At 70.6% G+C, this 20,121-nt stretch carries 17 protein-coding genes and 1 tRNA gene; 9 read left to right on the forward strand and 9 right to left on the reverse strand.

Annotated elements, in window-relative coordinates:
• Positions 1 to 4: 4 nt before the first annotated feature.
• Both ACQPZZ_RS35715 and ACQPZZ_RS35720 read right to left on the reverse strand, forming a co-directional pair.
• Positions 5 to 778 carry a 3'(2'),5'-bisphosphate nucleotidase CysQ gene (locus ACQPZZ_RS35715; RefSeq protein WP_432926384.1) on the reverse strand — a complete coding sequence of 258 codons (774 nt, stop codon included), beginning with the start codon at positions 776 to 778 and terminating at the stop codon, positions 5 to 7.
• A 3-nt stretch (positions 779 to 781) separates the two neighbouring features.
• Positions 782 to 2,179, reverse strand: a complete 1,398-nt coding sequence (locus ACQPZZ_RS35720; RefSeq protein ID WP_432934656.1) for a sugar transferase — start codon at positions 2,177 to 2,179, stop codon at positions 782 to 784.
• Positions 2,180 to 2,512: 333 nt separating this feature from the next.
• On the opposite strand from ACQPZZ_RS35720, the gene ACQPZZ_RS35725 reads away from it, so the two are divergent.
• Together ACQPZZ_RS35725 and ACQPZZ_RS35730 are read left to right on the forward strand one after the other, a co-directional pair.
• Positions 2,513 to 4,063, forward strand: coding sequence for an Ig-like domain-containing protein (locus ACQPZZ_RS35725; protein ID WP_432926386.1), 1,551 nt, complete (start codon positions 2,513 to 2,515; stop codon positions 4,061 to 4,063).
• A gap of 338 nt (positions 4,064 to 4,401) precedes the next feature.
• Complete coding sequence (locus tag ACQPZZ_RS35730) at positions 4,402 to 5,097, forward strand: exonuclease (RefSeq protein ID WP_432926388.1); 696 nt, start codon at positions 4,402 to 4,404, stop codon at positions 5,095 to 5,097.
• Here the strand turns inward: ACQPZZ_RS35730 and pth are convergent.
• Both pth and ACQPZZ_RS35740 read right to left on the reverse strand, forming a co-directional pair.
• Positions 5,072 to 5,683 (reverse strand): aminoacyl-tRNA hydrolase, encoded by a 612-nt coding sequence (pth, locus tag ACQPZZ_RS35735; protein ID WP_432926390.1) that lies wholly within the window; start codon positions 5,681 to 5,683, stop codon positions 5,072 to 5,074. The two genes, ACQPZZ_RS35730 and pth, sit on opposite strands and share 26 nt — an antisense overlap.
• 76 nt (positions 5,684 to 5,759) lie before the next feature.
• Positions 5,760 to 6,356 carry a 50S ribosomal protein L25/general stress protein Ctc gene (locus ACQPZZ_RS35740; protein ID WP_432926392.1) on the reverse strand — a complete coding sequence of 199 codons (597 nt, stop codon included), beginning with the start codon at positions 6,354 to 6,356 and terminating at the stop codon, positions 5,760 to 5,762.
• A gap of 397 nt (positions 6,357 to 6,753) precedes the next feature.
• On the opposite strand from ACQPZZ_RS35740, the gene trpS reads away from it, so the two are divergent.
• Positions 6,754 to 7,845, forward strand: a complete 1,092-nt coding sequence (trpS, locus tag ACQPZZ_RS35745) for a tryptophan--tRNA ligase (RefSeq protein ID WP_432926394.1) — start codon at positions 6,754 to 6,756, stop codon at positions 7,843 to 7,845.
• Positions 7,846 to 7,892: 47 nt separating this feature from the next.
• Here trpS and ACQPZZ_RS35750 read toward each other — a convergent pair whose 3' ends face one another.
• The 3 genes from ACQPZZ_RS35750 to ACQPZZ_RS35760 all read right to left on the reverse strand — a co-directional run bounded on the left by ACQPZZ_RS35750 (position 7,893) and on the right by ACQPZZ_RS35760 (position 10,858).
• Positions 7,893 to 8,870 (reverse strand): ribose-phosphate diphosphokinase, encoded by a 978-nt coding sequence (locus tag ACQPZZ_RS35750; RefSeq protein WP_363644904.1) that lies wholly within the window; start codon positions 8,868 to 8,870, stop codon positions 7,893 to 7,895.
• A 269-nt stretch (positions 8,871 to 9,139) separates the two neighbouring features.
• Positions 9,140 to 10,609, reverse strand: coding sequence for a bifunctional UDP-N-acetylglucosamine diphosphorylase/glucosamine-1-phosphate N-acetyltransferase GlmU (glmU, locus tag ACQPZZ_RS35755; protein WP_432926396.1), 1,470 nt, complete (start codon positions 10,607 to 10,609; stop codon positions 9,140 to 9,142).
• A 178-nt stretch (positions 10,610 to 10,787) separates the two neighbouring features.
• Positions 10,788 to 10,858, reverse strand: a tRNA-Gln gene (locus ACQPZZ_RS35760).
• 736 nt (positions 10,859 to 11,594) lie between these two features.
• On the opposite strand from ACQPZZ_RS35760, the gene ACQPZZ_RS35765 reads away from it, so the two are divergent.
• The 5 genes from ACQPZZ_RS35765 (at position 11,595) to ACQPZZ_RS35785 (ending at position 17,083) form a co-directional block, all read left to right on the forward strand.
• Positions 11,595 to 12,533 carry an acyl-CoA desaturase gene (locus tag ACQPZZ_RS35765; RefSeq protein WP_432926398.1) on the forward strand — a complete coding sequence of 313 codons (939 nt, stop codon included), beginning with the start codon at positions 11,595 to 11,597 and terminating at the stop codon, positions 12,531 to 12,533.
• Positions 12,534 to 12,810: 277 nt separating this feature from the next.
• Entirely contained in the window at positions 12,811 to 13,827 is a 1,017-nt protein-coding gene (locus ACQPZZ_RS35770; protein WP_432934658.1) for a TetR family transcriptional regulator, read from the forward strand.
• Between the two features lie 18 nt (positions 13,828 to 13,845).
• Positions 13,846 to 14,049 (forward strand): hypothetical protein, encoded by a 204-nt coding sequence (locus tag ACQPZZ_RS35775; RefSeq protein WP_432926400.1) that lies wholly within the window; start codon positions 13,846 to 13,848, stop codon positions 14,047 to 14,049.
• Positions 14,050 to 14,084: 35 nt separating this feature from the next.
• Positions 14,085 to 16,181, forward strand: a complete 2,097-nt coding sequence (locus ACQPZZ_RS35780) for an RNA degradosome polyphosphate kinase (RefSeq protein WP_432926402.1) — start codon at positions 14,085 to 14,087, stop codon at positions 16,179 to 16,181.
• Entirely contained in the window at positions 16,181 to 17,083 is a 903-nt protein-coding gene (locus ACQPZZ_RS35785) for an NUDIX hydrolase (protein WP_432926404.1), read from the forward strand. Before ACQPZZ_RS35780 ends, ACQPZZ_RS35785 begins: the two co-directional genes overlap by 1 nt.
• A gap of 34 nt (positions 17,084 to 17,117) precedes the next feature.
• Here ACQPZZ_RS35785 and ACQPZZ_RS35790 read toward each other — a convergent pair whose 3' ends face one another.
• Together ACQPZZ_RS35790 and ACQPZZ_RS35795 are read right to left on the reverse strand one after the other, a co-directional pair.
• A complete protein-coding gene (locus tag ACQPZZ_RS35790; RefSeq protein ID WP_432926406.1) occupies positions 17,118 to 18,590 on the reverse strand; it encodes a CHAD domain-containing protein in 1,473 nt (490 codons plus the stop codon).
• A gap of 57 nt (positions 18,591 to 18,647) precedes the next feature.
• Positions 18,648 to 19,406: a trans-aconitate 2-methyltransferase gene (locus tag ACQPZZ_RS35795; RefSeq protein WP_432926408.1), complete on the reverse strand. Its 759-nt coding sequence runs from the start codon at positions 19,404 to 19,406 to the stop codon at positions 18,648 to 18,650.
• Between the two features lie 82 nt (positions 19,407 to 19,488).
• Here ACQPZZ_RS35795 and ACQPZZ_RS35800 point away from each other — a divergent pair, with 82 nt between their 5' ends.
• The gene (locus ACQPZZ_RS35800) at positions 19,489 to 20,013 is read left to right on the forward strand and encodes a MarR family winged helix-turn-helix transcriptional regulator (RefSeq protein ID WP_363644924.1); all 525 of its coding nucleotides are present in this window, start codon (positions 19,489 to 19,491) and stop codon (positions 20,011 to 20,013) included.
• Positions 20,014 to 20,121: the final 108 nt, after the last annotated feature.

The following is a 20,121-nucleotide window of genomic DNA, read 5'->3' on the forward strand; positions in this document are numbered from 1 at the left end:
TCCTTCACGGAGTCTGGCGATGCAGGTCACGGATTCCGGCGAGCAACGTTGGCGCCAGATCCGGTAGGGAGACCAGGATATCCGGCAGTGAGGGGTCCCCCTGGTTGTAGGTCAGGGGTGAGCCGTCGATCCTGCTCGCGTGGGCTCCCGCCGCGACCGCCACCGCGACCGGCGCGGCCGAATCCCACTCGTACTGTCCCCCGGCGTGCACGTACGCCTCGACCTCTCCGGTGAGGACCGCGGCGATCTTGGCACCGGCCGAGCCGATGGGGACGAGTTCCCCGCCGAGGCGGGCGGCCAGCTCACGGACGAACTCGGGCGGCCGGGTGCGGCTGACCGCGATGCGGATCGGCTCGCGCACCTTCTCCGGCAGCTCGGGCGGCGCCGCCGTCGTGAGCGTGCGACCTTGGGCGGGCAGGGCGACCGCACCGGCCGTGAGAGAACCGCGTTCCCACAGGGCCACGTGCACGGCCCAGTCGGCGCGGCCCTGCTCGGAGAACTCGCGGGTGCCGTCGAGGGGGTCGACGATCCACACGCGCTCGGCCGACAGCCGCCGGGGGTCCATCCGCTCCTCGCGGGTCGCCTCCTCCGACAGCACCGCGTCGTCCGGCCGCAGCCGCGCCAGCGCGTCCATCAGGAACCGGTGCGAGGCCTGGTCTCCGGCGTCCTTCAACGCCCGGGCGTCCGCGAACCCGAGACGGGCGCGCAGCTGCGACAGCCGCTCCCCCGCCTCCGTCGCCAGCTCCCCGGCGAGGGAATGGTCGTCCCGCTTCGTCATTTCTCAGTACGCTCCCGCCCCGCGCGCCACCGCGGACCACGTCTTCCATAAGATCTGCAGATCCAGCATGAGAGACCAGTTCTCGACATAACGTAGGTCCAACCGTACCGATTCCTCCCATGAAAGGTCAGACCGGCCATTGACCTGCCACAGCCCGGTCAGCCCCGGCCGCACCACGAGCCTGCGGCGCACGTCGTCGCCGTACCGCGCGACCTCCTCGGGCAGCGGCGGGCGCGGCCCGACCAGCGACATGTCGCCGCGCAGCACGTTGATCAGCTGCGGCAGCTCGTCGAGTGAGTAACGCCGCAGCGCGGCGCCCAGCGGGGTCACCCGGGGATCCCTGCGCACCTTGAACAGCACGCCGTCGGCGTCGCTGGCCAGCTCGACCTTGCGGGCCTCCGCGTCGCGCCGCATGGTGCGGAACTTGAGGATCGTGAACTCCGCGCCGTCCCTGCCGACCCGCCGCTGGCGGAACAGTGCGGGTCCCGGGCTGGTCGCCCGTACGGCCACGGCGACGGCGGCCAGCAGCGGGGCGAGCACGACCAGCACCGTGGCGGCGACCAGCCGGTCGAACACGTCCTTGACCAGCCGGCGCCCTCCTGCCAGCTCCGGATGCTCCACGTGCAGCAGCGCAAGCCCGGCGACGGGCCGGATCGCGGTCCGGGGGCCGGCGACCTCCATCAGCGCGGGCGCCACCACGAGATCGGTGCGCGTGCGCTCCAGCCGCCAAGCCAGCCTGCGCAGCGCCGTGCCGTCCAGTTCGGGGCAGGCGAGCACCGCCACCGTGTCCGCCCGGACCTGCTCCACCACCAGCGGCACATCGGTGAAGTCGCCCAGCACCGGCACGTCCGCGACCCGGCCCGTGGCACCGGCGGGGACGCAGCCGGCCACCACCTCCATCCCGTGGTAGCGCTCGCGCCTGAAGGTGCCGACCAGTTCGGCGATCGCCGCCCGGTGGCCCACCGCCACCACCCTGCGCATGCAGCCCTCTCCCCTGGCCCGCCTGCGGTGCAGCCGCCGCCGCAGGCCGTACCTGGCGCCGAGGGTGAACGCGGCGGCGAGCGGCAGCGCGATCAGGACCCAGCCGCGGGCGATGTCGGTCTTCGACGCGTACGCGCCGATCGCGACGCCCGCGACCAGCATGAAGCCGCCCCGCGCGATCCGGCGGAACTCCTCCGCACCCACGCCGATCAGCCGCGGCTCGTACGCGCGGTTGAGGATGAGGATCAGCGCCCAGACGGCGGGCAGCGCGGCGCTCGCCATCACATACGGCATCACGTACGGGGCGACCTCGCCGAACCGGATCACCACGCCGGCGACCCCCGCGGACAGAGCACTCACGATGTCGCACGCGGCCGCGGTGCGCCGATATCGGACGGCCCACGCGGGCGGCCGGGACATCGGATGGGCACGCGTCTCCCGTGCCGTGCCGACGGCGACCGAGGACGTGTCACCGTCCAGCACTGTCGCCCCCCCGCGGTTTCAACGACTACCGAGCGTGAGGGAATGCTAGCCGCCCGGCCCGGCGGCACAGGGAGATTCCCAGCAACTTCCGGCTTCGAGCGACGCTTTTCAGCGTCGATCTAGTAGACGGTTCACGCCACGGCGCCGGAGCAGGCGATCGCCCGTAACCCGTGAAATGCGCTTTTATCAAGATCGCGCCTGTGATAACCAGGATGAGCCGGGCCTGCACGCGTCTGATGGGCCTGGGCCTCCCCCTATGAAGGAGCGTCGATGAGACGATTACGGACGGCGACAGCGGTTACCGCGCTCGCCGTGCTCACCGGGCTGGTGGCGGCCCCCGTCACAGCGAGCGCCGCCACGGCGGACAGCCCCTGGGGCACCACCTTCGTCACGCGCGTGGGCACTCAGCTCATGATCGACGACACCGGCAAGCCATGGCGCTTCGCCGGGGCCAACGATCACCTCCTCATCCAGGGGGGCCACGAGGTGGTGGACAGCGTCTTCAACCGCGCGGAGACGGAAAGCCTGAGGGTAATCCGCGTCGCCGGCTCGAAGGAGATCGGCGAAGAGGACGGCACCTCCGATAGTTACTTCCAGTACTGGGGCGGGACCGGCCCCGCCTACAACGACGGAGAAAACGGTCTGCGGCAGCTCGACTACGTGCTGTGGAGGGCCGCGATATCCCAGGCCAGGGTGATCATCCCGCTCGTCAACAACTGGACGGGCTACGGCGGCATGGACCAGTACGTCCGCTGGGCCGGCGGGCAGTACCACGACGAGTTCTACACGAACACGACGATCAAGGACTGGTTCAAGGACTGGTCCAGCCACCTGCTCAACCGGGTCAACACACTGACCGGCGTCGCCTACAAAGACGACCCCACGATCATGGCGTGGGAATTGGCCGACGCGCCGCGGTGCGAGGGAACGGACGGCTTGCCCACCTCGCCCGACTGCACCGCGGCCACGATCACCGCCTGGGCGGACGAGATGTCCCGGCACATCAAGTCGGTGGATGGCAGACATCTGCTGAGCGCGGGTGACGAGGGCTTCTACTGCACAGACCCCGGTGGCCCCGACCCGACGGACAACTGCGGTAAGGGCGTCGACACACTCGCTCTGGCCGGGCTGCCGGAGATCGACCTGATGTCCCTGCAGCTCTTTCCGGATAAGTGGGGCAAAGACGCCGCCTGGGGCACGACCTGGATCACCAGACACCTCACCGACAGCCGCGAAATCGGCAAGCCGGTGGTGCTCAGCGCCTTCGGCCTGCTGAACAGGGCCGTGCGCAATCCCACATACAAAGCCTGGACGGATGCGTTCAGGATCGGCGGCGGCGCGGGCTTCGCCTTCTGGCAGATCAACGAGGAGATCTCCGGTCGCATCCTGCCCGACGGCGACGGCTACACCGTCAACTGCCCCAGCCCGGTCTGTCTCACGATGGGGAACGCCGGCTTCCAGATGCGCGGCTACACACCGGCGACCTTCGAGCCGGTAGCCGACGACGACACGGCCACCACGACCTCAGAGACGGCGGTCACGATCGACGTCACCGCCAACGACATCGCCTACGACAGCTTCATCGATCCGGAGTCGATCGACCTCGACCCGGAGACCGAGGGACGTCAGACGAGCGTCACCGTGCTCGGCGGGACGTTCACGACCGACGCTTCCGGAAAGGTCGTCTTCACTCCCACCCCGCGCTTCACCGGCCGGGCCGCCATAGCGACATACGTAGTGCGCGCGGGCGGCCGTGGGGCGCGGATGTTGTCGAACAGCGCCCGGATCCGGGTGACCGTCAGAGGCCGCTGGGGAAGTTAGGACGGCCCGAAGGACGTGCGCGGCCTGCGCCTCTGGATCCATTCGGCATCTTTCCCGTCGGCGACCTCCGCGCGCAGTGATCGCCTGACGTGCGGTGCGGGCAGGGCTCCGGCGCCCCGCCCGCACCCCGCCCGCACCCTGCCCGCAAGGGGGTCGGACCGGGGGGACGCCGGGCCGGCCGCCCCCGCCGCCGGGGCGCCCGCCGGCGCCTCCAGGCGCTGTCCAGCGATCGCCAAGGGGTACATTGCCAAGCGGAAACGTCCGGACCATCGTCCGGGCGCAGTGGAGGGACGCCGTTCCTCCCGGCCAGAACGGCCGGGGTTCCTGGCTGGAGATCATTGAAAGCCGAAACGTATATATCGGTTGATGTCGAGGCGGACGGCCCGATTCCGGGGCCGTACTCGATGGTCAGCTTCGGCATGACCGTGGCCGGCCGGATGACCGGGCGGCGGTTCGAGCGGACCGACCCGGAGTCCCTGACGTTCTACGCCGAGTTACGGCCGATAAGCGACGACTACGTGGCGGAGGCGCTGGCGGTGAGCGGCCTCGACCGGACGACCCTGCTGCGCGAGGGACGCGACCCGGCCGAGGCGATGACGGCGGCGGCGGCCTGGGTGCGTGAGGTGTGCGGCGACGACCTTCCGGTGCTCGCGGCCTTCCCGCTGTCGTACGACTGGATGTGGATGTACTGGTACTTCCTGCGCTTCACCGGGGAGTCGCCCTTCGGGCACTCGCGGTGCATCGACATCAAGACGCTGTACGCGGCCAAGGCCGTGGTGCCGGTGGCCTGGGCGACCAAGCGGCAGATGCCGCGCGAGGTGCGCGCGAAGCGCCCGCACACGCACAACGCGCTCGACGACGCCATCGAGCAGGCGGAGCTGCTGCAGAACCTCATGCTGTGGCCCGGCGCCGTCCGGCAGCGCGACGCGAGCGACGGCGGCGGGGCGACTCCGCGGGATCTCAGCGGGGCGGCTTCGCCGGATCGCAGTGGGACGAGCTCACCGGGCCTCAGCGGGGCGGCTTCGCCGGATTGAGGTCGGCGGCGTGGAAGCGGTTCTGCGTCGCCTCCAAACCGGCGGTCATCAACGACTCCACCATGTCGGACGCCCGGTCCACCAGGAACGGCAGGTCCTTGCGCTCGGCCGTGGCGAAGTCGCGCAGCACGAACGTCGCCGGGTCCATGCGGCCCGGCGGTCGGCCGATGCCGAACCGGATGCGCGGATAGTCGCGCGTGCCCAGCGACTTCGTGATCGACTTCAGGCCGTTGTGGCCGTTGTCCCCGCCACCGGTCTTCGCGCGCAACGCGCCGTACGGAATGTCGAGCTCGTCGTGGACCACGATCACCCGGTCGGGGACGACCTTGTAGAAGTCGGCCAGCGCCTTGACCGGGCCGCCCGACAGGTTCATGAACGACAGCGGCTTCGCCAGCACCACAGGGAGCGCGGCCAGGCGGCCCTCGACCACCTCGGCCCGCGATTTGTGCGCCTTGAACCGCCCGCCCACCCGGGCCGCCAGTTCGTCGAGCACCATGAAGCCCACGTTGTGCCGGTTCCCGGCGTACTCCGGCCCGGGGTTGCCCAGGCCCACGACCAGCCACCGCTGCGTGGCCGCGTCGGACATCGCTGTCTCCTCTGTCGCCTCACACGGAAGAGTCCTCCACAGGACACCCTGTGGAGGACTCTCTCACGAACAGGTCCTACTCGGCGGCCTCGGCGCTCTCGCCCTCGGCGGCCGCGCCCTCCTCGGGCAGCTCGGCGACCGGGGCGCCGATCACCTGCAGCACCAGGGCCTCGGGGTCGCCGGCCAGCGTGGTGCCCTCCGGCAGCTTCAGGTCGCTCGCGTGCACCGCGAAGCCCGCGTCCTTGCCGTCCACGTCGACCTCGACACCGGTCGGGATGTGGGTCGCCTCGGTCTCGACCGAGATCGTGACGAGCTGCTGCTCGACGATGGCGCTGCCGATCGGGTCGCCGGTCACGGTGACCGGGATCTCGACGGTGACCTTCTCGCCGCGCTTGACCAGCAGCAGGTCGACGTGCTCGAGGAAGCCCTTGATCGGGTCGCGCTGGACGCCCTTCGGCAGCGCGATCTCGTCGACGCCCTCGCCCCGCAGGCGGATGAGCACGTTCGGCGTGCGCAGCGCGAGCAGCAGGTCGTGGCCGGGGAGAGTCAGGTGCTTGGGGTCGGTGCCGTGGCCGTACAGGACAGCGGGGACCTTGTTCGCCCGGCGGATCTTGCGGGCGGCGCCCTTGCCGAACTCGTTGCGAAGCTCGGCGGCGATGAGTACTTCGGACACGGCACATCTCCTAGGGATGAGTCGATCGGCGGATTTGCGCGCTCCCCCTCACCCGCCCTAGCGGAAGGCGTTACGAGCGCAACCCTCACAGCCTACCGGTTGTCGTGCCGGAGGCGCGCCATGAGCAAGCCCCGCGTCGCTCGTCGAGGCGCTCACACCCGCAGGGGACGCGGCAGGGACACCGCCCGCGTGGCCCGGGGGCTCCCGCCGGCCCGTGACGGGTGGCTACACTGGCCGCGTGATTCGTACGTCGTGTCAGGGCTGGTGGCGCTCCACATAGGAGCGGCCATCTCACACGCGTACGACCGGGCCGTTCGGATGGACGGCCCTTTTTCGTGCTCCCTGGACGAGGGGTCGCCATCGCGGACGGCGGACCACCTGCCAAGGGAGAGACCACATGATCGCGAGCCTCGACACCACCCCCTCCGACGATCTCGGCGTACCGGCCGCGCAACGGCGCAGCGCCGAACTGGAGAGACAGATCCGTGAGCGGCCGGGACGGTTCCGGGCACTGACCGGGGACCGCCCCACCGGCCGGCTGCACCTGGGGCACTACTTCGGCACCCTGCACAACCGCGTCCGCCTTCAGAACCTGGGCGTGGACATGATGGTGCTCGTCGCGGACTACCAGGTGCTGACCGATCGCGACGTCGCCGACCGGCTCGCCGAGCGCGTGGAGGACCTGGTGCTCGACTACCTGGCCATCGGCATCGACCCCCGCCGGGCCACGATCTTCACGCACAGCGCGATCCCGGCCCTCAACCAGCTGCTCCTGCCGTTCCTCAGCCTGGTCTCGGTCGCGGAGCTGAGCCGCAACCCCACGGTCAAGGACGAGATCACGCACTCGCGCCAGTCGGCGGTCAGCGGGCTGATGTTCACCTATCCGGTTCACCAGGCGGCCGACATCCTGTTCTGCAAGGCCGGCCTCGTCCCCGTGGGGCAGGACCAGCTGCCCCACCTGGAGGTCGCCCGCACCGTCGCGCGCCGCTTCAACAAGCGCTACGGCGCCGCCTCGGAGCCCGTGTTCCCCGAGCCCGAGGCCCTGCTGTCCGCGGCGCCGCTGCTGCTCGGGACCGACGGCGCCAAGATGAGCAAGAGCCGGGGCAACGCCATCACCCTGGCCGCGACCGCCGACGAGACCGCCAGGCTGATCCGCGGCGCGAAGACCGACGCGGAACGCCACATCACGTACGACCCGGCGGACCGGCCCGAGGTCTCCAGCCTGGTCCTCCTGGCCGCGCTGTGCCTCGGCCGCGACCCGCACGAAGTGGCCGAGGAGATCGGCGGCAGGGGCGCGGCCGTGCTCAAGTCCGTCGTCACCGACGCGGTCAACGGCTACTTCGCGCCCATCAGGGCTCGGCGCGCCGAGCTGACCCGGGACCGCACCCACATCCGGCGGGTGCTCCGCGACGGCAACGAGCGCGCCGCCGCCGTCGCCGACGCCACGCTCGGCGAAGTGCGTGCGGCGATGAACGGCGTCTACTACTGACTACCGGCCCCCGGGCCCCCGGATGCGGCCCGGGCCCGGGGCGCGGTTCAGCTGTCGCCCTCGAAGAGGCTGGTGACGGAGCCGTCGGTGAAGACCTCGGTGATCGCCCGGGCGATCAGCGGGGCGATCGACAGGACCGTGAGGCTGTCGAACCTCTTCTCCTCCGGGATGGGCAGCGTGTTGGTCACGACCACCTCGGAGATGCGGGAGTTCTTGAGCCGGTCCACGGCCGGGTCGGAGAAGATGGCGTGCGTGGCGGCCACGATGACGTCCGTCGCGCCGTGCTCGTACAACGCGTCGGCCGCCTTGCAGATCGAGCCGCCCGTGTCGATCATGTCGTCGATCAGCACACAGGTCCGGCCGCGCACCTTGCCGACGACCTCGTGCACCTTCACCTGGTTGGCCACGTCGAGGTCGCGCCGCTTGTGAATGAACGCCACCGGCGTGCCCAGGCTGTCGGACCAGCGCTCGGCCAGCCGTACGCGGCCGGTGTCGGGGGAGACGATCGTGGTGGTCGCCGGGTCGAGCTTGCCGCGCAGGTAGTTGATCAGCACCGGCAGGGCGAACAGGTGGTCCACCGGGCCGTCGAAGAAGCCCTGGATCTGCGAGGTGTGCAGGTCGATGGACATCATCCGGTCGGCGCCCGCCTGCTTGAACAGGTCGGCCATCAACCTGGCGGTGATCGGCTCGCGGCCGCGGCCCTTCTTGTCCTGCCGGCTGTAGCCGTAGAACGGCATGATCACTGTGATCCGCTTGGCGGAGGCCCGCTTGAGGGCGTCCACCATGATCAGCTGCTCCATGATCCACTGGTTGATCGGCGCGGTGTGGCTCTGCATGACGAAGGCGTCGCAGCCGCGCACCGACTCCAGGTATCGCACGTAGATCTCGCCGTTGGCGAAGTCACGCAGTGCGGTCGGGGTGATCTCGACGCCGAGTTCGTTCGCGACCTCGTCGGCCAGTTCGGGGTGGGACCGGCCGGAGAAGAACATCAGATTCCGCTCGCCGGTCGTCTTCTTGCCGCTCATGCCGCGCTCCTCGCGTGTCGAGCCTGTTCGCCGTATCGGGCCTGGTGCGGCCGGACCGGCCGTGGCGCCGTTCCCTCGCCTCGCCAGGGGCCGGATAACCCCTTCGCCCGGTCGATGTGGTCGGTCACGGTGTCCTCCTGGCCTGGCCCTTCGGCGCTACGCGGTCGAACCGCGCCTCGTACTCTTTCCTGTCCCCGTACGGCCCGCGGGGAGGCGGGCCGCAGGTGGTCCTGCTCGCCGGCCCTAGTCGCCGGCCCTAGTCACGGGCTCTAGTCACCGGCGGGGTCGCCGCCGTCCGCCGCGGCCGCGTCGCGGGCCTCGATCGCCCGCAGGGCCGCCTCCGCGGACCGGGTGCCGGCGCGGCGGCGCGTCACCCAGCCCTCGATGTTGCGCTGCTTGCCGCGGGCGACCGCCATCGCCCCGGGCGGCACGTCGGACGTGATCACGGATCCGGCGGCCGTGTAGGCGCCGTCCCCGATCGTGACCGGTGCGACGAGCATGTTGTCGCTGCCCACGCGTACGTGGTCGCCCACGACGGTGTGGTGCTTGGCGACGCCGTCGTAGTTGACGAAGACGCACGCGGCGCCGATGTTCGAGCCGGTCCCGATCGTCGCGTCGCCGACGTACGTCAGGTGCGGGACCTTGGAGCCCTCGCCGATCCGCGCGTTCTTGGTCTCGACGAACGCGCCGATCTTGCCCTTGAGCCCGAGCACGGTGCCGGGGCGCAGGTAGGCGAAGGGGCCCACGGCGGCGCCGGGACCGATCTCCGCGCCGTCGGCGACGGTGTTGCGCACGACGGCCTCCTCGCCGACGACCGTGTCGGTCAGCGTGGCGCCCGGCCCCACCTCTGCTCCCGCCCCGATTTTCGTGGCTCCCTTGAGCTGGGTGCCGGGGTGGATCACGGCGTCGGGTTCCATGACGACATCGGCGTCGACCCACGTGCTGGCAGGGTCGACGACGGTCACCCCGGCGCGCATGTGCGCCTCCAGGATGCGGTCGTTGAGCACGCGCCGGACGAAGGCGAGCTGGACCCGGTCGTTGACGCCCTCGACCTCGGCGTGGTCGGCGGCCACGTGCGCGCCCACCCGGTGGCCGTCCTCGCGGAGGATGGCCAGCACGTCGGTCAGATACTCCTCGCCCTGGGCGTTGGCGGCGCCGATCCGCTTCAGGCCGTCGGCCAGCAGCGCGCCGTCGAAGGCGTACACACCCGAGTTCATCTCGCTGATCGCGCGCTGCTCGGGGGTCGCGTCCTTCTCCTCGACGATCTCCAGCACCGCGCCGTCCTCGTCGCGCACGATGCGGCCGTAGCCGGTCGGGTCGGGCACGACGGCGGTCAGCACCGTGACGGCGTTGCCGTCGGCGGCGTGCCGGTCGAGCAACGCCGCCAGGGTCTGCGTGCGCAGCAGCGGCGTGTCGCCGTACGTCACCAGGACGGTGCCGTCGAACGGACCCTCGGCTTCGAGCGCGGTGCGCACGGCGTGGCCGGTGCCGTTCTGCTTGTCCTGCACGACCGTACGCGCGTCCGGCGCGGTTGTCGCCAGGTGGGCGCCTACCTGCTCACGCGCATGCCCGATGACCACGAGCAGCCGCTCGGGCGACAGGCCGCGCGCGGCGGCCAGCATGTGGTCGACGAGCGCTCGGCCGCAGACCTCGTGGAGGACCTTGGGGGTTTTCGATTTCATCCGGGTGCCCTCGCCCGCGGCGAGGACGATCACGGCTGCCGGGCGCGGCACACTCACGGACTGAGGCTCCCTCGGCGTCGCGGCTTACTACACGGATCGTGGTGACACGAATCTGGGGCTTCCACGCGTCCACTACCCAGGAACCGCACGGTCACCCGCTCGACAAGGTGAGCTTACCTGCCGTCCCCCAGGAGGGAACCAGCCCCCCTGGGGCGCGAACGGACGGATGAACAGGCTCCCGGGGGAGGATTCGAACCTCCGTTGACAGAACCAAAATCTGTAGTCTTGCCCCTAGACGACCCGGGAAGGACGAAACGTCCCGTTTTGTCGGATTTCAGCCGTCGCCGGAATCCGCGCACTCAGGATACAAGCCGGCCCCTCGCCGCGCGCCCCCAAAAAGTCAGCGCCCGTCCGCGCCCGTCCGCACCCGCCAATGCCACCTCGACGACGCCGCCGCCCGGCGGCCCTGGTGGACCAGCAGATGCTCACATCGGTGAGCATCCGGTCGAGGTCCACCGCGTCCTCGGGCAGCTCGCGGGCCGGGCCCGTCCGGTCCATCGGCTCCGCCCACGCCCGCGCGACCCGCCGCAGGTCCCGGCCGGTCTCCGTGGTGGGGCCGGAGAAGCCGAACCCGGGGGTCGACGGGGCGACGACGTGGAAGGCCTCGGCCGGATCGCCGCCGTGCGCCGCCGGGTCGGCGAGCGGGCCGATGACCCGCGGGAACTCCGCGACCGAGCCCGGCCGGCCATGCGTGACGATCAGCGGCAGGTCGCTGCTGCATAGCGCAAAGTGCGGCGATTTTGGATGTTACGGAGAGGACATTGCGGGCAAGTCGCGGTGGACGCCGCGGCATCGACGGCGCGGCCGGAAGCGAGCATGAGGCGTTACCAGATGGCCGACCGTTGGTGCAAGGCGTGGATTCGCCACCAGATGCGTCCCGGAGCGTCACCTTCCACACATTCGCTCTTAGGAATTCCTAACTTACGATGGCGTAGGTTACGGTTGCGTAGCCAGAAATTCTTCCCATCTCGTGAGGTAGCCCATGACCGTCCTGACCGACCGTCCCTCCCCACAGCCGAAGCCGGACTTTGAACCTGAAGGCAAGAGCAAAGCCGATCTGGTCGTCTTCGCACTCGTCGTCGGCCTTCCGATCCTCGCGGTCATCGTCGCGGTGCCGTTCGCCTGGGGATGGGGCCTGGGCTGGACGGACGTGGCGATCGCCGGCGTCTTCTACATCGTGTCCGGCTTGGGGGTCACGGTCGGGTTCCACCGCTACTTCACGCACGGCTCGTTCAAGGCCAACCGACCTCTGAAGATCGCGCTCGGGATCGCCGGCAGCCTCTCGCTGGAGATGTCGGTGCTGGACTGGGTGGCCGCCCACCGCAAGCACCACAAGTTCTCCGACAAGGAGGGCGACCCGCACTCGCCGTGGCGGTTCGGGCCCGGCTTCAAGTCGATGTGCAAGGGCCTGCTGTACGCGCACGTGGGCTGGCTCTTCGAGGTCGAGCGCGTCAACCGCGCCAAGTACGCCCCGGACCTGCTGAAGGACCCGGACATCATGAAGCTGCACCGGTGGTTCCCCACGCTGGCGATCACCTCCCTGCTGCTCCCGCCGGTCCTCGGCGGTCTGATCACCTGGTCCTGGCAGGGCGCGCTGACCGCGTTCTTCTGGGGCACGCTGATGCGGATCGGGCTCCTGCACCACGTCACCTGGTCGATCAACTCCATCTGCCATGTGTTCGGCGAAGAGGTGTTCGAGTCGCGCGACAAGTCCCGCAACGTCTGGTGGCTGGCCATCCCGTCGTTCGGCGAGTCGTGGCACAACCTGCACCACTCCGACCCGACCTGCGCCCGGCACGGCGCGCTCAAGGGCCAGATCGACCTCAGCGCGGGTCTCATCCGCTGGTTCGAGAAGGCCGGATGGGCCCACGACGTGCGCTGGCCGACGCCCGAGCGGCTGGCGGCGAAGCGAATTGCCTGACGACTCTGTCAGCGCTGACGGCAGGGCCGCTCCGCTGAACGCGGCGGCCCTGTCCCTCACACCGGCATCTCTAACACCGGGATCCCTCAGAGCGGCGCCCGCTTCAACGCCGGCGTCCTCCGTACCCCCGGCACCGGCCGGCACCGGCACTCGTACGGCCCCCGCCTCCGCGGTGGCCGTACCGGCGCGTCCGGCGGCTCCTTCCAAGAAAACGGCGACTCCTTCGAAAAGAACGGAGACCGGCCCGAACCGGGTTCGGGCCGCCGCACCCGCCATGATGGAACCCGTGAGCGAGTCCTCCCGATCCCGCAGACGCATGACCGGCGCGGAGCGGCGCGAGCAGCTGATCCAGGTCGGCCGTGCCCTGTTCGCGGACAAGGGCTTCGACGGCACGTCGGTCGAGGAGATCGCGGCCAGCGCCAAGGTGTCCAAGCCCGTCGTGTACGAGCACTTCGGCGGCAAGGAGGGCATCTACGCCGTCGTCATCGACCGGGAGATGCAGCGCCTGCTCAGCCTGGTCACCCAGGCCCTGTCGGCCTCGCACGCCCGCGTCAAGCTGGAGCGGGCCGCGCTCGCCCTCCTGCAGTACATCGAGGAGAGCAGCGAGGGCTTCCGCATCCTGGTCCGCGACTCCCACGCCGCCTCGGGGACGGGCACCTTCGCCAGCCTGATCAGCGACATCGCCAGCCAGGTGGAGGACGTGCTGGCGGACGAGTTCAAGGAACGCGGCTACGACCCCAAGCTCGCGCCGATGTACGCCCAGATGCTCGTGGGGATGACCGCCCTCACCGGACAGTGGTGGCTCGACGTGCGCAAACCGCGCCGCGAGGAGGTCGCCGCCCATCTGGTGAACCTGTCGTGGAACGGCCTGACGGGCCTGGACGCCAATCCCGTGCTCACCGGCGCGACGCGTGGCCTGGTCCTGTCCCCCACCGTGGACACCCGTGTGTCGAGACCCGCCGAACGCGAGTCGAAAGAGCAGGACAAGCTCCGCCGCGAGCAGGAGAAGGCACGCGAGCGTGAGCAGCGCGAACGCGCCAAGCAGCTCGAACGCCAGCAGCGCGAGCTGGAGAAGGCCAAGGAACGCGAGCAGCGCGAACGCGCCAAGGAGCTCGAACGGCAGATGAAGGAGCAGGACAAGCTCCGCCGCGAGCAGGAGAAGGCACGCGAGCGTGAGCAGCGCGAACGCGCCAAGGAACTCGAACGCCGCCAACGCGAGCGGACCAGGGAACTGGAACGCCTGGCGCGCGAGCGGGGCAAGGGACTCGATCGGCAGCACCACGGGGAGATCTGACCTCCCGGCCGGCGGCTCATGGGCGGTCATGGCGAGCAGGGCGAGCAGGGCGCCCGTACGGCCGAGGTTCCGACCGGCGGCCCGTGGGCGGTCATGGCGAGCAGGGCGCCCGTACGGCCGTGGTCCGGGCCGGTCGCCGGCGTTGCGCGGGACGGCGGGCAGGTCGACGCGCGGGACGTGTTCGGGGGAACCGACCTGAGGCTTTCGTTGCTACGGCGTTAACGTTACGTTCAACATTTGAGGGCATATTTCGTCATATGTCCGCCCAAAGCCCCCCCGCCCGTGAGCCGGAGGAGGCCGACCTCCCCGCGCATGCCGCTCTGCCCAGCGATCGGTTCCTCAACCGGGAGGAGAGCTGGCTCCAGTTCAACGAGCGCGTCCTGGAGCTGGCGGAGGACTCCTCGCTTCCGCTGCTCGAACGCGTCCGGTTCCTCGCCATCTTCGCGAGCAATCTGGACGAGTTCTTCCGCGTACGGGTGGCCGGGCTGAAACGGCGAATGGCGACCGGCCTGCTGCTGCGGACGACGGGCGGGCTCAAGCCGAGCGAGGCGCTGTCGCGGAGCGCGACGGTCGCCGACGAGCTCGCCCGCAGGCACGCGGCGGTCTTCCACGAGCGCCTCTGCCCCGCGCTCTCGGAGAAGGGCATCGCGATCGTCCGCTGGGACGACCTCGCCAGGGACGAGCGGACGGCGCTGCGCAAACTCTTCCGTGAGCGGATCCGGCCGGTCCTGACGCCGCTGGCCGTCGATCCCGCCCACCCTTTCCCGTACATCTCGGGTCTGTCCCTGAACCTGGCCGTGATGGTGCGGAACCCGGCGAACGGCCACACGGTGTTCGCGCGGGTGAAGGTCCCCTCGCAGCTCCCCCGGTTCGTGACCGCCTCGCCGAGCAGGTTCGTCCCGCTGGAGGACGTGATCGCGGCGCATCTGGGCGAGCTGTTCAAGGGCATGCAGATCGTGCAGCACCACGTCTTCCGGGTCACCAGGAACGAGGACCTGGAGATCGACGAGGACGTCACGGAGAACCTGATGAAGGCGCTGGAGCGAGAGCTGCTGCGCCGCCGGTTCGGGCCGCCGGTGCGGCTGGAGGTCGAGGACACCATCACCCCCGAGGTGCTCGAACTGCTCGTGGACGAGCTGGGCGTGGCGGACAACGAGATCTACCGCTTACCCGGGCCGCTCGACCTGACCGGGCTGCACGCCATCGCCGACCTCGACCGCCCGGAGCTCCACTACCGGCCGTTCGTCCCGGCGGAGGCGATCAGCGCCGAGGACGACCTGTTCGCCACCCTGCGCGAGCGGGACATCCTCATCCACCACCCGTACGACTCGTTCGCGACGAGCGTGCAGCGGTTCGTGGAGGAGGCGGCGGCCGACCCGGACGTACTGGCGATCAAGCAGACCCTCTACCGGACCAGTGGCGACTCGCCGATCGTGGACGCGCTGATCGACGCGGCGGAGGCGGGCAAGCAGGTCGTGGTCGTGGTGGAGATCAAGGCGAGGTTCGACGAGCACGCGAACATCTCCTGGGCGCGCAAGCTGGAGACGGCCGGGTGCCACGTCGTGTACGGCGTGCTCGGCCTCAAGACCCACTGCAAACTGTCGATGGTGGTCCGGCAGGAGGCGGGCGGCGAGCTGCGGCGCTACTGCCACATCGGCACCGGCAATTACAACCCCAAGACGGCCCGGCAGTATGAGGACTTCGGCCTGCTCACCGCCGATCCGCAGGTGGGCGAGGACGTCACCGACCTGTTCATCCACCTGACCGGCTACTCCCACCAGTCGGAGTATCGCCGGCTGCTGGTCGCGCCCGACTCGCTGCGCCAGGGCCTGCTCGCCCGGATCGAGCAGGAGATCGCGCACCGGGTGGCGGGCCGCCCGGCCCGGATCCGGATCAAGACCAACTCGATGGTGGACGAGCCCGTCATCGACGCGCTGTACCGCGCGTCGCAGGCGGGGGTGCCGGTGGACCTGTGGGTACGCGGCATCTGCACCCTCCGCCCGGGTGTACCGGGCCTGTCCGAGACCATCCGCGTACGCAGTGTGCTCGGCCGCTTCCTCGAACACTCCCGGATATACGAGTTCGGCGGGGGGCGGCGGCCGGAGATCTGGATCGGCAGCGCGGACCTGATGCGGCGCAACCTGGACCGGCGGGTCGAGGCGCTGGTCAAGGTCGTCAGCCCCGAGCACCGCCGATATCTGTCCCGTCTGCTCGACATGGCGTTCGAGGACACCACCACCACGTGGACGCTGCACTCGGACGGCAAGTGGCTGCGGCACCGGGGCGAGGTCGACCTCCAGCACCACCTCATCGCGAGCCGCCGCTGGCGGGCCGTGGACGACGGAACGGAGTGATGGCGACGGCCGACATGACGACGACTGGCATGGTGAGAGCGACCGGGGCGGTCGTGTGGCGGGGGGACGAGGACGCCCCGGAGGTCGCCCTCGTGCACCGGCCGGCGTACGGCGACTGGAGCCTGCCCAAGGGGAAGCTCAAGCGCGGCGAGCACGTCGTCGCGGCGGCCCTGCGTGAGGTGCGGGAGGAGACCGGCCTTCGGGTCGTGCTCGGCCGCGCGCTCCCGCCCGTGCACTACAGGCACGACGACCGGCTCAAGCGGGTGGACTACTGGCTCGCCCGCGCTCTCGATGACGACGAGGCCGCGGCCGACGGCGACGAGGTCGACGAGATCGCCTGGCTGCCGATCGAGGAGGCGCGGCGGCGCCTGACCCACGCGTGGGACCGCGGCCTGCTGCGGGCCGTCGGCGCCGCTCCCCTCGTGACCACGCCGCTGATCCTGCTGCGGCACGCGCTGGCCGGCTCCCGCCAGGAGTGGAAGGGCGACGACGACCGGCGCCCGCTGGACGAGCGCGGCCGCGCCCAGGCCGAGATCCTGGCCACGGTGCTCGGGGCCTACCGCCCGGCCGTCCTGGTCAGCTCGCACAGTGATCGCTGCACGCAGACGCTCGAGCCGTACGCCGAACGGCACGGGCTGGAGGTGCGCGAGGAGACGGCGCTGTCGGAGAGCGGCTACGACGCGCGCGAGGCGGAACGCATCGTGCGTGATCTGCTCGCCGAGCCCGGGGCGGCGGTGTTGTGCAGCCACGGCAAGGTCCTGCCCGAGCTGCTGGGCATGGCCCATCGTGCGCCGTACGGCATGGGCGACCGCAACATCGCCAAGGGCGGCTTCGCCGTACTCCACCGCGGCGCTGCCGGGGCCGGCGAACGCGTCGTGAGCATGGAGCGGTACGCGACCTGAGCGAGGAGCGGTACGCGACCTGAGCGAGGCGCGGTCAGGCGAGGCGGGACCAGACGGAGGGGAACTCCTCGTGGGCCCGGGCAGCCTCGGCGCTCTCGATGCCCGCGAGCACGCCATAGGTGAAGGTGTCCTCCCCGGCCTGCCTGGCCCTTTCCGCCTCCTCCAGCAGCACGCCCTGGGCGACGACGCCGTCCTGGTGCCGTCCGAGCACCTCCTGCACCTGCTCGGCGCGCTCGGCCACGCCGGACATGCCGGCGGTCTCCGCCGTGTATCGGGCGCGCTTGGCGGCCTTGCGCACCTCGTGCATGGCCGTCTCTCGCTCCTCGCCCTCCTCCATGCCGCGGGCCACGTCGTAGGCGTCGATCACCCGTCGCCAGTTCCTGTCCACGATCTTCGACAGCGCCTTGTCCGCGTCCTTGGCCGCCTTCGCCGTCAGCGGCGGGTCGGCGGCCAGCGCGTCGAGGGCGTCGAGCAGCGCGAAGTAACGCTCCCCGCCGAGCGCGGCCCGGATGCGCCCGTACGCGTCGTGCTCCCTGGCCGACAGGTCGTCACCCAGTCGGCGGCGCACGTCCCCCGTGACGAAGCGGGGGTCGAGCCCGTCGAGGCGGGCGGCGAAGCGGGCCCGGATCACCTCCAGGTCACGGGACTCGCCCAGCACCTCGCCGAGCCACTTGAGCTCCTCCTGGAGGCGTTCGGTGCCGGCCACGATCCGCTTGAACGCCTTCAGCGCGCTGCGCAGACGGCGGCAGGCGACCCTGGCCTTGTGGACGGCGCCCTCCTCGGCCAGCCGTACGTGCGGGTCCTGTGCGATCAGCGCGTCCGCGTGGGCACGGAGGTAGGCGACGACGACCTCTCCGGCCGAACCGGGCTCGGGCCGGGTCGTGGGCCGCGGCCCGGGGATGCGGTCACCCGGAACCCTGTCTCCCAGAAGCCTGACGAGTTTGCTCGCGCTGTCCGCGGGAGCGGCGCCCGCCTTGCGCAGGCGCTTGGCCACCTTCTTGAGGAGGTCGCGTCCGCCCTCCTTGAGCTCGGCCTCGACCTCGCGCCAGCGCCGCACCACCGGCTCGTCTCCCAGCACCGTGCCCTTGACCCGGTCATCGGCGATCTCCACGAGCACCGTGTCGCCCGGGCCGAGCAGCCGGGTGACCCCGCGCCGGGTCTCCAGCTGGGCCACCGGGGCGAGCGGGGCGCCCCGTGTGTACGCGAGGACGAGACTCGCCAGCTCGGCGGGCACCACCTTGGCGCTGCGGGTGAGCGGCCGAGTGATCTCCTGGCGGGCGCCCTTGACCTTGGGCAGCTTGAGGTGCCAGCCCTCGTCGTCCCCGCCGCGCCGCCGGCGCAGGGTGACACCGCGGGCCGCCAGACGCAGGTCGGGGGTGTCGAAATAGACGGCGGTCAGCCGGTGGGAGAGCGGCTCGGCCACCCGCTCGCACCCGGGCACGCCGCCGAGATCGGGCAGAGCGAAGCCCTCCGGAACGTCGAACTTGTCCTCGATTTCCAGCGCCACCGTTCCCCCTGCGTGTCCCGGTTTGCGGTCATACTGCCACGCGAAGGTGAACAAACCTCACAGATGTGCGGCCACGAAGATCCGCCGGAACGGAAACGGGGTGCCGTACGGCCTGGGCGGGTAGGCCTCGCGCAGGACACGCGCGCAGTCGGCGAGGAAGTCGGCGTGGCGCCCGGGCGGCAGCCGGTCGAGCATGGGCCGCAGGGCCGTGCCCTTGATCCAGCCGAGCACCGGGTCCTCCCCCGGCAGGACGTGCACGTAGGTCGTCTCCCACGCGTCCACCGTGAAGCCGATCCCGGCGAGCAGGTCCACGTAGTCGGCCGGATCCCCGACCGGCACGCCCCGCGGGACGTCGCCCAGCTCGTCCCGCCAGGTCGTACGGCACAGCTCGCGCACGACGGCGTGACTCGGCGCGTTGAAGTTGCCCGGCACCTGGAAGGCGAGCCAGCCGCCCTCGGTGAGGTGGTTCCTCCACCGGCGCAGCAGGTCGGGGTGCTCCGGGATCCACTGCAGGAGCGCGTTCGAGACGATCACGTCGGCCGGGCGCGGCGGACGCCAGTCGCGGACGTCGGCCACCTCGAACGTCGGCCCGGGCGGCGCTTTGGCGATCATCGCGGGCGACGAGTCGACGCCGTGGACGCGGGCCCCCGGCCAGCGGTCACGCAGGGTCGCCGTGAGCTCTCCGGTGCCGCACCCCAGATCGACCACATACTCGGGCGACCGTGCGCCCACACGGGCGATGAGCTCGTGAAAAGGACGGCCGCGCTCGGCCGCGTAGCGCTCGTAGACCTCCGGGTCCCATATGTCCGCGCTCATGTCCACCCTCACTATCTTGATGTCGAGATTTCATCGATATCGCGGAAGATATCTCGACGTCAAGAGAAGCTAGACTCGGCGCATGACCTTCTCGAGGCCCGTCGAGGACGAGGTGGACCGGCTGGTCGCCGCCTGGAAGCAGGAGCGCCCGGACCTGGACGTGACGCCTCTCGAGGTGCTGAGCCGGGTCTCCCGGCTGAGCCGGCACCTGGAGCGCGAGCGCCGTGCGGCCTTCGCGTCCCATGACATCGAGTCGTGGGAATTCGACGTGCTGACGGCCCTGCGCCGCGCGGGCGAGCCGTACGAACTGAGCCCGGGGGCGCTGCTGCGGGCCACCCTGGTGACCTCGGGCACGATGACGAACCGCATCGACAGGCTCGCGGCCGCCGGGCTGGTCGTCCGGCGGCCCGACCCCGAGGACCGGCGCGGGGTGCTGGTGCGGCTGACTCCCGCCGGGATGCAGCGCGTGGACGCCGCCTTCGCCGACCTGCTGCGCCGCGAACGCGAACTGCTGGCCGGCCTGGAACAACACGAACAACAGGCGCTAGCCGGCCTGCTGCGCACGCTTCTGGTCCCTTTCGACGCCTCCGACTCGGCCGCTCACTGATCCGGCGGGGTTCGCCCGGGAGGCACGACCCGTCAGCATCACAATAACGGCAAAAGCCGACAAAAACGGCAAAATTGAAGGCAGAGAAACGCCCTCGTCAGGGCCGAG

Origin of the sequence: Microbispora sp. CA-135349 (assembly GCF_050947365.1) — a bacterium.
In the GTDB taxonomy this organism is placed as follows: domain Bacteria; phylum Actinomycetota; class Actinomycetes; order Streptosporangiales; family Streptosporangiaceae; genus Microbispora.